Origin of the sequence: Rhodopseudomonas sp. P2A-2r (genome assembly GCF_026015985.1) — a bacterium.
Classification (GTDB): Bacteria; Pseudomonadota; Alphaproteobacteria; order Rhizobiales; family Xanthobacteraceae; genus Tardiphaga.
Genome location: NZ_CP110389.1, coordinates 5,793,221 through 5,802,465, shown reverse-complemented (window position 1 = coordinate 5,802,465; position 9,245 = coordinate 5,793,221). Strand labels below are relative to the sequence as shown.

Below are 9,245 nucleotides of genomic sequence, written 5' to 3'. Positions count from 1 at the left end.
GCATGCGGTTCATTGGGCGACATTGTCTTATTGTTCTGCTCGGCGGGCTGGTCGCTGCGTTCGGCGCTGGGCCGTGCAGGGCCGCGGACGCCGGCTTCAACAGCTTCCTCGCGGCGCTGTGGCCCGACGCCCGTGCGGCCGGGGTGTCGCGCGCGACCTTCGACGCGGCGACGGCGGGGCTGGAGCCGGACTACAAGTTGCCCGACCTGACGCTGCCCGGCCGGCCCGCCACCGGCGCGCCGTCGCAGGCCGAATTCATCCAGGTGCCGGCCGACTACATCAAGGAGGCCAGTATCGCGCGCCTGGCAACAGAAGGGCAGCGTCTGCTGCAGAAGCATCGCGCCACGCTTGCGGCCATCGAGAAGCAGTTCGGCGTGCCGGCCACGGTGATTCTGGCGATCTGGGGCCGCGAGACCGACTACGGCCGCTATGCTTTGCCCTACGATGGTCTCCGCGTGCTGGCGACGCAGGCCTATGTCGGTCGTCGCAAGGAGCAGTATCGCGGCGAGTTCATCGCCGCCATGATGCTGATCCAGAACGGCGACGTGACGCGCAAGAATTTGCGCGCGTCCTGGGGCGGCGCTACCGGACTCACCCAGTTCCTGCCGACTGAACTCGCCAAGCACGGCGTCGACTTCGACGGCGACGGTCATGTCAACATCTGGACCTCGGTGCCCGATGCGCTGGCCTCCGCCGCGCAGCAACTCGCGCACAAGGGCTGGCAGCCCGGTCTGCGCTGGGCCCACGAGGTCCGCGCGCCGGCCAGTGCCGATTGTACGCAGGGCGTGCCCGAGGTGACGAAGCCGATCGGCGAATGGCTGCGCGCGGGCTTCGTCCCGGTGCGCGGCCAGCGGCTCAGCGCCGCCGAGCAGGCACAGCCGGCCTCCCTGCTGCAGCCGGAGGGCATCTATGGGCCGGCCTTCCTGACCACGAAGAACTACTTCGTCATCAAGGAATATAACTTCTCCGACCTCTATGTGCTGTTCGTCGGGCATCTCAGCGACCGCATGACCGATCCGCAACCCTTCGCCACGCCGTGGTCGGCTTCTGCACAGATGCGCACCACCGACGTCGAGGCGATGCAGAAGCATCTGACCCGGATCGGTCTGTACGGCGACAAGATGGACGGCAAGGCGGGCATGAAGACCCGCGCCGCGCTCGGCGCCTTCCAGAAGTCGGCGGGTCTCAAGGTCGACTGCTGGCCGAGCGCTGCCGTGCTGAAGGCGATCAGCGGAGCGCGTTGAGAAGGCGCGACGATCGCTGCAACGAAAAACCCGGCTGCGTGAGCAGCCGGGTTTTCCGGTTCAGGAGGTGCAGGGCGGCGTCAGATCAATCGCAGACCTGGACGCGGCGCATGCGCCAGCCGTAGCCGTCCCAGAAGCGCTCGCGGACCAGGCGGCAGGCGGGCTCTTCGACGTACACCGGAGCCGGCGCGTAGCCGTAACCATAGGCCGGAGCCGGGCGGCTGGCGGCGATGGCGCCGCCGAGGAGAGCGCCGCCGATCAGGCCGCCGGCGACGCCAGCGGCGATGCGGCCACCGTCAGCCTTGGCGGGGGCCACCGACACCAGCGAACCGGCAACGGTCGCAACGGCCAGCATGGCGGAAATTGTCTTCTTCATCAGAGGTCTCTCCTGAGGTGGGCGCCGCGATCCGGCGCAGATTAAGGGCTACTCACGCTGCAGTTCGGGTTGACGGCTCAATCTAAAGCGCCCAACCGTCAAGCCAACGTAAACGTTAGTGATTCAATGGCCCGGAAAAACGGTTTTTCGGGCCGCTGCAAATGGTCACACCGAAAATGCCTTGGCAAACATTTTTCGGGGTGTCGTATCGTCAATAGCCGCAGACCCGCACGCGCCGGATCCGCCAACCGTAGCCGTCCCAGAAGCGCTGGCGCTGCCAATAGCAGTTGCCGTCGTAAACGGGACCGCCGACATAGGCCGGACCGCCGTAATAACCGTAACGGGGTGCGTAGCCGTAGCCCGGACCGTAATAGCCGGGCCCGCCCAAGGCACCGCCGACAATGGCGCCGCCGATCAGCCCGGCCGCGACGCCGGCAGCAATCAGGCCGCCGCGGGCCTCCGCGGTTTGAGGCGTGGCCACCGCCGAGACAGCCAAGGTGCCGATGGCTGCCACTGCCATCAGAGTTTTCCGCATGGCTTCACCTTTCTCCTGAATAACGCCGGCAGATAGCGTTCTGCCAGCGGCAAAAGTTTCACACTTCACTTGAATGATCAATGAACGGAGACGCTCAAATCCGCCACACGTATCGAGTGACTACTACTCGGCTGCGCGCGCTGTGGCTGCCGTGGCTGGGCTTCGGCGAAGGTCGGGCGAGGTGCGCGACGTGTCCGCCGGGTCCGCCAACGGGTGGACATCGTTCGACGCATTCGCCGCGCACGCAGGCGCCTGCCGCGACAGCCTGCATGGCTTGGCTGCAAGGGCAGGCACGTTTGACCTGCTGGCCGCAGCCACTTGTTAGAGTGATTCCAATGTGTTTGCAGGCTGCCTCGCAGTTTGGAATTGCTTGAAAACCGACGCTTTCCTTTTGCATCTGGCGACGGTCTTAAATATCGATGGGGTGTCCTCAGTGAGCCACCTTCATCCCATGATTGTTTGTTCCTGCAACGTCCTTAGCGACCACGACGTGCGCAACGCGGTGAGCGCTCCGCGTCCGCCGCGCACGCCAGGGCAGGTCTACGGATGCCTGGGCTGCAGCGCGCAGTGCGGCCGTTGTGCGCGGACTATCAAGCAGATCATGGATGAGGCGCTGGGCCCCTGCGCCAAGGCGTGCATGGCCAACTGCGCGCATGCCGCACATGCCCATACCGAGCCGCATCTGCCGTCGGCGCAAGCTGCCGTTGCGGCCTGATCAGCTCACAACTCCCTCCAAGCCGACTTCAATTGTGGCCTCACAGTACCGCCGAAACGCTTGCTATGGTGTATGCTCCTATTTAGAATTTTTCTAATTTGAAACAGAGGCCGCAGGGCTTCGCAGCAGGAGTGCATCATGAAGGGCGACCCAAAGGTCATCGACTATCTCAACAAGGGCGTACGCAGCGAACTGACCGCGATCAGCCAGTACTGGCTGCATTTCCGCCTGTTGAACCATTGGGGCCTGCTCGAGATGGCCAAGGTGTGGCGCAAGGAATCCATCGAAGAGATGGTCCACGCCGACAAGTTCATCGACCGGATCCTGTTCCTCGACGGCTTTCCCAACCTGCAGGTGCTGGATCCGTTGCGGATCGGCCAGACCGTCAAGGAAATCATCGACGCCGACCTCGCCGCGGAGATCGGGGCGCGCACGCTCTATCAGGAAGCGGCGACCTACTGCCACAGCGTCGGCGATTATGTGTCGCGCGACCTGTTCGAAGGCCTGATGAAGGACGAGGAACACCACATCGACTTCCTCGAGACCCAGCAGCACGTCATCGAGCGCATCGGCATCGACCTCTACACCCAGAAGCACGTTGGCGGTCTCGAGAGCGAATTCTAGATTGGTAAGCTCGTTGCGCGGCGTTGCGCAGACGTGCCCATAGACTGCACAAATGACATCGCCCGGCTTCGCGCCAGGCGATGTCGCTTACCCCATGCTCAATAGATCCGAGGTTGCGACTTCCACCCGGCGCTGGACAGTGTCGGCATCGGGTATTTGGTGTAGGCCGCCCGGATCGCGGCAGCGGAGCCATCGAGATCGTACTCCACCGCTGTGCGGCCGCCGGTCATTGAGCGAATCCGGATATAAACCTTGTTGCTGCCGGGAATTTCGCTGATGAACCGCGCGAGGTCTGCATCGGCTTCGAGAATCAGGATTTTCTGGCCTCGCAACACCCGTGCTTCGACATTTTCGTGGCCCGGTCGGTCGTCAAACCGATAGCCAAGCACCGAATCGCGGTCGGTCCCGATCTTGAAGTCGAAGGCGAAGCGAACCAAGGGCTTGCGATCGACACATGTGAGCTGCATCTGCGAGGCGCGTGGGAAGTCAGCATAGGTGTTGGATGCCAGGGCAAACGTAACGGCGCTCGGCAATTCGGCGCTGGTCACACGATCAATCTGGTGGGCGATGTACCAGTTGCCGGACATGGTCTCGTCATCGGCAGTTACATAGGGGTCGCGCGCGCACCCGCCCAACATCCCGCACAGCACGACGAACGCCAAAAAACGCACGACGACAATCCCCCAAGGTTGCAGAATAACACAACCTTAAGGTGTGTTTCGCAAGTGAAATTCATCTTGCCGGGTGGCGTTAGGCCCCGAGCACAGGCGCGGGATCCTCGATCCGCATGGTAGCGCTGACGAGACCGACCAGCACCGGCAGCGCCAGGCACCAGAAGCCGACCAGCGCGTAGAGGATCGCCGCCAGGGCGCAACCGGCCGCGAAATACAGGATGGCCTTGCTCATCTTGCTGAACCGGGCGCGGACTGCCGCGCGCTGATCCGGCGCTAGTCCGGTCAGCAGATCGACGGCGTCAAGGGTCGCCTGGGTGGTGCTGCCGGTCATCAGCGTGCTCGGCGGCAGCGCCGGCATGTGCACCCGTTGCAGCGCGTTCTGCAGCGCCATTGCGGCGATCCCGGCAAAGCCGGTCAGCAGAGCTGCCGGCGTATTCGGGTCAGGGAACGGACCGAAACCGACCGCGAGCAGAAAGAAACAGAACAGCAGGGCCACCTTGGCGGACAGCAGGATGCGCAAGACCGGTTGCTGGTGTGCGCGCAAAGCCATCCCTGCGAGCCGTGCCAGCGCAATCACGATGACGAACTCCGGCAGCGCCAGTACCTTGCCGATGATGCCGTGGCTGCCGTGAACCAGCGCCGCGCCCAGCGTCACGAAGTTGCCGGTGACATGGGCCACGAACAGGCCCTGCAGCCCGAGAAAGCCTGCGGTATCGACGAAGCCGCCATTGAAACTGAGCAGCGCCGCCATCGTCGCCGGTCCGCCGAACTTCTTCATCTCACCGTCGTTTCATCCGCAGCACCAACCTGTGATCACGCGGCCATGGCCGCGGGACGCATGACGATCCGATGCAAACTGCACCGGCCCGCGAGTCAGGGCTTGTCCACGATATGGGTGGTTGGACGGTCGCTGCCTGAGGCTGTCTCCTCATGCCATTTGCCGTGCTCGTCCTCGTACTGGATGACTTCGGTCTTGCCGGGAACCTGCTGCTCGGCGGCAGCGCGCTTGGCGGCCGCGGCTGCGAGATCATGGGTGCGGTACGGCTCGGAGAACACGGCACCGACCTTGTAGGCCCAGCCGCCGTCATGCTCGACGATGGTATAAGTGACTTCGGTCATGGTGGTCTCGCTGTGTTAGGGCGCCTAGGCGCGAAATAAGGATCGGCAAATCAGGCAACTGGGCACGCCGCGACCGCCGGAAATAACGTCCGGGCCCCGATCAGTGCAAGGCCACTTGGGAACGCCGCGGCGGCATCATTATGGCAGGCCGCTCGAGTTGACGCAAAGCGTCGCGGCTCATGGAACCAGTTGCCGCCCCACGCGTCACGCCCCTGGGAGATGTGCCCTTGCCATCGACCATGCGCAGCAGCGCGGGCTTCACACCGCGTCGGCCGGCACGAAACAGCTGATGACGATGCCGCCGCGGTGATGCACATACCAGACCACGGCCTCGCCAACGGGATTGCCGCGATCGCGGATGACAGCATGGCCGGGCACCTGCATCCACGCACCCTCGATCGGCACCCAGTAAGCGCCGTTGCGTACTTCGTAGTCGGTGCGATGGCCGTCGGTGATATCGCAGCATGGTACCCCGTTGGGCGCGATCACCGCCTTGAACCAGGCGCGGACGTCGTCGGGGACGTGTTCGAACTGGCCGCGATCGACGGCGAAGGCCGCGCCGGCAAAGGCAACCAGCATCACGCTCAAGATGACCTGCGCAGCCTTCCGCATGCGATCCTCATCCGGGTGTCGCTTTGCTGCTGTGGCTCTGGCGGCTCACTGTCGCGGCAAGGCGAATCGCGTTTCCGCGCCAATTAAGCCCGACGGAGCTGCCTAATGCATGCTCAAATAATATGCCGGACAACGACGGCTTGCTGCGTTGCAGTGGAACGGCGCGCCGGTGGCGGGCTTAGCTTGCGGTCGCCCGTGCGGCGTTTTCGGCGGCATGCGTGCCAAGAAACGTTGCGAGATCGCTCAGCGGCATCGGGCGGGCGATCAGATAGCCCTGCGCGATATCACAGCCCATGGCGCGCAGCAGTTCGAGTGCGCCCTGGTTCTCGACGCCCTCGGCGACCACGCGCAGTCCGAGACTGTGGGCCAGGCTGACCGCGGAGCGGACCAGGACCGCATCGACCGCATCGGTGGCCATGTGCATCACGAAGGCCTTGTCGATCTTCAATTCGTCAGCCGGGATGTTCTTGAGATAGGCCAGCGACGACAGGCCGGAGCCGTAATCGTCGATGGAGATGGTGAGGCCGGCCGCGCGAAAACGCTCGAGGGTCTGGCGGGCGAGCCGGGCATTGCCGATGATGGCGGTCTCCGTCACTTCAAGGCAGAGCTCGCCCGTGGCGTGGCGGGCAATCTCGAGCGCCGCATCGGTGAAGGCGACATCGTCGATCAGATGGCCCGACCAGTTGACGGAAATGCAGACGTCGAGACCGGCCTCGTGCAAGGCGCGCTGGTCGGCCACGGCGCGGCGCAGCACCCATTCGGTGAGCTCTGCGATATGACCGGTTTCCTCGGCCATCTGCACGAACATGTCCGGGCGCAACGCGCCGTGCTCCGGATGGGTCCAGCGCACCAACGCCTCGGCGCCGACGATGTCGCCGGAGCGCAGCTCGTATTTGGGCTGATAGCAAAGGCTGATCTGGCCATTGTCGAGGGCGCGCAGCATTTCGCTCATCAGCGACAGGCTGATGCCGGGATTGCCGTACAGTGCGGCGTCGAAGAACGCCGCCTGCTTGCGTGCGGCGCGCGCCTGATCCACTGCGATCATGGCGCGGTCAATGATGGAAACTTCGGTCGCCGATGCCACCGCGTCGGCGGGCTGGCTGAGACCGATGGTGACGCTGACGTCGACGCGGTTGTCGCGCAGCAACACCGGCGTTGCCACCGCACCCTGCAGCCGCGCCACGACGCGGTGCGCGTCGTCGATGTTCCGGGCGACAAAGGCGAAGCCGAAATTGGCGCTGGACAGCCGGGCCATCGGCGTTTCGTCACAGGCGCGACCGAGCCGCGCCGCCAGTCGGCGCATCAGGTCGATGCTCGCGGCGTGGCCGATGGCGCCGCGCAGGTGCTGGAAGCGGTCGACATTGATAGCAGCCACGACAACAATGCCTGTTGGCCGGGATTCCAACAACGCGACCACGCGCTGCTGCACTGCGGCTCGGCTGGGCAATCCGGTTTCGGAATCGATCAAGGCGAGGCGGCCGATCTCGCGTGCCTTGGTCGCCGACTTGAGCAGCCGCTGATAAACCGACCACATGCCGAGGGTGCCGCAGGCGTTGACCAGTCCGGCCAACACCATCGCGATGCTGTCGCCGGCGCTGCCACCGCTGGACAGTATGAAATAAGGCACTGCGAGAAAGGCCAGCAGCGGCGGCAGCAGCGAACAGGTCAGCGCGCCACGGGACTCGCCGCTGACGATGGCGGCGGTGGCGATCGAGCCCGTCCACAGAATTCCTGCACAGGCGATACCCCATACACCGCCCTGATACGCTTCAAGGAGCCCGAACGCGGTGAACACGCTGCTGCTCGTCAGCATGATCGCGTAAAATAGAAAGCTCGTCGTACCCGTTACGGCGGTCGCATTGTCGATCGACCGGAACGCCGCCACTTCCAGCACTTGCAGGCCGAGATACACGGCAGCCCACTGCATTGCCTCGGTCATGCCGATATAGATGTGGAAGGTCGCAACCATCAGGACGGCGAAGCCGACGCGGATGGGCAACTGCGCACGCCGCGCAACGATGATGCGTGCGATGGCTGACCCAGTTTGCAGGTTCGCAGGTTCCATGCGGCGAGCATCTCTGCTCCGCATCAAGATACCGTTAAATCGGCCGTAACTGGAACCCGGTTGGAAAATGGCGTTAACGGATGGTTGCGCCGATCGCAGGAATCCTCGTCTGCGGCGGCCATGTTGCGGCCGCAGGGAAGTCGTCGCGACCGGCTGACGTTTGCTGCCGGTCGCGCGGAAGCTGCCGGCGGGCGGCCGGAGGGCTACATCGTCTTCTGCGGCGCGGTCTGCAGCAGCTCTTGAAGCTGCTGCTTGTAGAAGTTCGCAGAGCCGGTCGTGAGATGGCCGCGGCTGTCATTGCTGGCAGGGATCAGCAGCAGCTTTGCATTCTTGATGCGCTTCAACGCGGCATCCATCAGCCCGGTCTCCGGCGGGTTGCGTTCGTCGTCGGCAGCATTGATCGCCAGGACGGTGGCGTCGATCTTCTCAAGCCTGGCTGACGGATTGTAGTCGTGCGACGACTCCCACTGATAGATGAAGTCGTTGGCGTCGGCGATGAACGGCGCCCTGAGCCGGTCGTCCACATTCTTGTCGGCGGCGGCGCCGGTCGGTGCCAGCATCTGGTAAGCCAGAGTGCCGCCAGCGGTGGCGATACCGAACATCACGCTGGCATATTTCATCATGCCCGGCTGCGCTGTGTAGTTGCCGCCCTTGTAGTCGGGGTCGGCCTTGATGGTCTCGATCATCATGCGCCGCATCATCCAGTTGCGCGACGCCATCTCGGTGGGCTGCGCCGCCATCGGCACCAGCGCGTCGATCTCGCCGGGATGGCTGACGCCCCAGATCCAGGCATGCATGCCGCCCATCGAATTGCCGATCACCAGCCGCAGGTGCTTGATGCCCAGCGCATCCTTCACCACAAGGTGCTGCGCCGCGACCATGTCGTCGTAATTGTACTTCGGAAACGCGGTTTTCATCCCGTCCGACGGCTTTGTCGATTTGCCGTGGCCAATCGCGTCAGGGATGATGATGAAATACTTGCTGGCATCGAGCGGCTGGCCGGGCCCGAACAACTCGCCGGCCCAGCCCGGCGTCAGCATGCTCGCCGCGGAGCCGCCAGTGCCATGCAGCACCAGCACCGGCTGTCCGGTCGGCTCGCCCACGGTGGTGTAGTGCAGTTTCAGCTCCGGCATCACCTCGCCGGTGTGGAATTTGAAATTCCTGGCGATCCAGTCGCCTTGCTTGGGCGCGGGATAGTCGGCGGCCGCAGCCGCGAAGGAGAGCAGGACGCCGCCGGCGCACAGCGCAGCGCGCAGCAATGTGGTCGTGAATGTCGGCATT

Annotated in this window: 11 protein-coding genes; 3 read left to right on the top strand and 8 right to left on the bottom strand. The window is 64.2% G+C overall.

What is annotated here, in order from left to right:
• Window positions 1-2: 2 nt before the first annotated feature.
• Window positions 3-1,244: a lytic murein transglycosylase gene (locus ONR75_RS28025; RefSeq protein ID WP_265080125.1), complete on the top strand. Its 1,242-nt coding sequence runs from the start codon at window positions 3-5 to the stop codon at window positions 1,242-1,244.
• Between the two features lie 85 nt (window positions 1,245-1,329).
• Here the strand turns inward: ONR75_RS28025 and ONR75_RS28020 are convergent, their stop codons facing one another.
• Both ONR75_RS28020 and ONR75_RS28015 read right to left on the bottom strand, forming a co-directional pair.
• Complete coding sequence (locus ONR75_RS28020; RefSeq protein ID WP_265080124.1) at window positions 1,330-1,620, bottom strand: hypothetical protein; 291 nt, start codon at window positions 1,618-1,620, stop codon at window positions 1,330-1,332.
• Between the two features lie 211 nt (window positions 1,621-1,831).
• Window positions 1,832-2,155: a hypothetical protein gene (locus tag ONR75_RS28015; RefSeq protein WP_265080123.1), complete on the bottom strand. Its 324-nt coding sequence runs from the start codon at window positions 2,153-2,155 to the stop codon at window positions 1,832-1,834.
• Window positions 2,156-2,606: 451 nt separating this feature from the next.
• Between ONR75_RS28015 and ONR75_RS28010 the strand changes: the two genes are divergently transcribed.
• Both ONR75_RS28010 and bfr read left to right on the top strand, forming a co-directional pair.
• Window positions 2,607-2,870, top strand: a complete 264-nt coding sequence (locus ONR75_RS28010) for a bacterioferritin-associated ferredoxin (RefSeq protein WP_265083826.1) — start codon at window positions 2,607-2,609, stop codon at window positions 2,868-2,870.
• Window positions 2,871-3,008: 138 nt separating this feature from the next.
• A complete protein-coding gene (gene bfr / locus ONR75_RS28005; protein WP_265080122.1) occupies window positions 3,009-3,494 on the top strand; it encodes a bacterioferritin in 486 nt (161 codons plus the stop codon).
• Between the two features lie 98 nt (window positions 3,495-3,592).
• On the opposite strand, the gene ONR75_RS28000 is transcribed toward bfr, so the two are convergent.
• From ONR75_RS28000 to ONR75_RS27975, 6 genes are all read right to left on the bottom strand, one after another.
• Window positions 3,593-4,165, bottom strand: coding sequence for a hypothetical protein (locus ONR75_RS28000; protein WP_265080121.1), 573 nt, complete (start codon window positions 4,163-4,165; stop codon window positions 3,593-3,595).
• Window positions 4,166-4,244: 79 nt separating this feature from the next.
• The gene (locus ONR75_RS27995; RefSeq protein WP_265080120.1) at window positions 4,245-4,946 is read right to left on the bottom strand and encodes a YoaK family protein; all 702 of its coding nucleotides are present in this window, start codon (window positions 4,944-4,946) and stop codon (window positions 4,245-4,247) included.
• 95 nt (window positions 4,947-5,041) lie between these two features.
• Window positions 5,042-5,287 carry a hypothetical protein gene (locus tag ONR75_RS27990; protein ID WP_265080119.1) on the bottom strand — a complete coding sequence of 82 codons (246 nt, stop codon included), beginning with the start codon at window positions 5,285-5,287 and terminating at the stop codon, window positions 5,042-5,044.
• A 258-nt stretch (window positions 5,288-5,545) separates the two neighbouring features.
• Window positions 5,546-5,899 (bottom strand): hypothetical protein, encoded by a 354-nt coding sequence (locus tag ONR75_RS27985; RefSeq protein ID WP_265080118.1) that lies wholly within the window; start codon window positions 5,897-5,899, stop codon window positions 5,546-5,548.
• A gap of 178 nt (window positions 5,900-6,077) precedes the next feature.
• Window positions 6,078-7,964 carry a putative bifunctional diguanylate cyclase/phosphodiesterase gene (locus ONR75_RS27980; RefSeq protein WP_265080117.1) on the bottom strand — a complete coding sequence of 629 codons (1,887 nt, stop codon included), beginning with the start codon at window positions 7,962-7,964 and terminating at the stop codon, window positions 6,078-6,080.
• A 203-nt stretch (window positions 7,965-8,167) separates the two neighbouring features.
• Window positions 8,168-9,244, bottom strand: coding sequence for an alpha/beta fold hydrolase (locus ONR75_RS27975; protein ID WP_265080116.1), 1,077 nt, complete (start codon window positions 9,242-9,244; stop codon window positions 8,168-8,170).
• Window position 9,245 lies beyond the last annotated feature (1 nt).

Excerpts from the sequence above, each read along its gene's own strand:
- ONR75_RS28025 (WP_265080125.1), top strand. The coding sequence starts at position 3 with ATGCGGTTCATTGGGCGACATTGTCTTATTGTTCTGCTCGGCGGGCTG.
- ONR75_RS28020 (WP_265080124.1), bottom strand. The coding sequence starts at position 1,620 with ATGAAGAAGACAATTTCCGCCATGCTGGCCGTTGCGACCGTTGCCGGT.
- ONR75_RS28015 (WP_265080123.1), bottom strand. The coding sequence starts at position 2,155 with ATGCGGAAAACTCTGATGGCAGTGGCAGCCATCGGCACCTTGGCTGTC.
- ONR75_RS28010 (WP_265083826.1), top strand. The coding sequence starts at position 2,607 with ATGATTGTTTGTTCCTGCAACGTCCTTAGCGACCACGACGTGCGCAAC.
- bfr (WP_265080122.1), top strand. The coding sequence starts at position 3,009 with ATGAAGGGCGACCCAAAGGTCATCGACTATCTCAACAAGGGCGTACGC.
- ONR75_RS27995 (WP_265080120.1), bottom strand. The coding sequence starts at position 4,946 with ATGAAGAAGTTCGGCGGACCGGCGACGATGGCGGCGCTGCTCAGTTTC.
- ONR75_RS27990 (WP_265080119.1), bottom strand. The coding sequence starts at position 5,287 with ATGACCGAAGTCACTTATACCATCGTCGAGCATGACGGCGGCTGGGCC.
- ONR75_RS27985 (WP_265080118.1), bottom strand. The coding sequence starts at position 5,899 with ATGCGGAAGGCTGCGCAGGTCATCTTGAGCGTGATGCTGGTTGCCTTT.
- ONR75_RS27980 (WP_265080117.1), bottom strand. The coding sequence starts at position 7,964 with ATGGAACCTGCGAACCTGCAAACTGGGTCAGCCATCGCACGCATCATC.
- ONR75_RS27975 (WP_265080116.1), bottom strand. The coding sequence starts at position 9,244 with ATGCCGACATTCACGACCACATTGCTGCGCGCTGCGCTGTGCGCCGGC.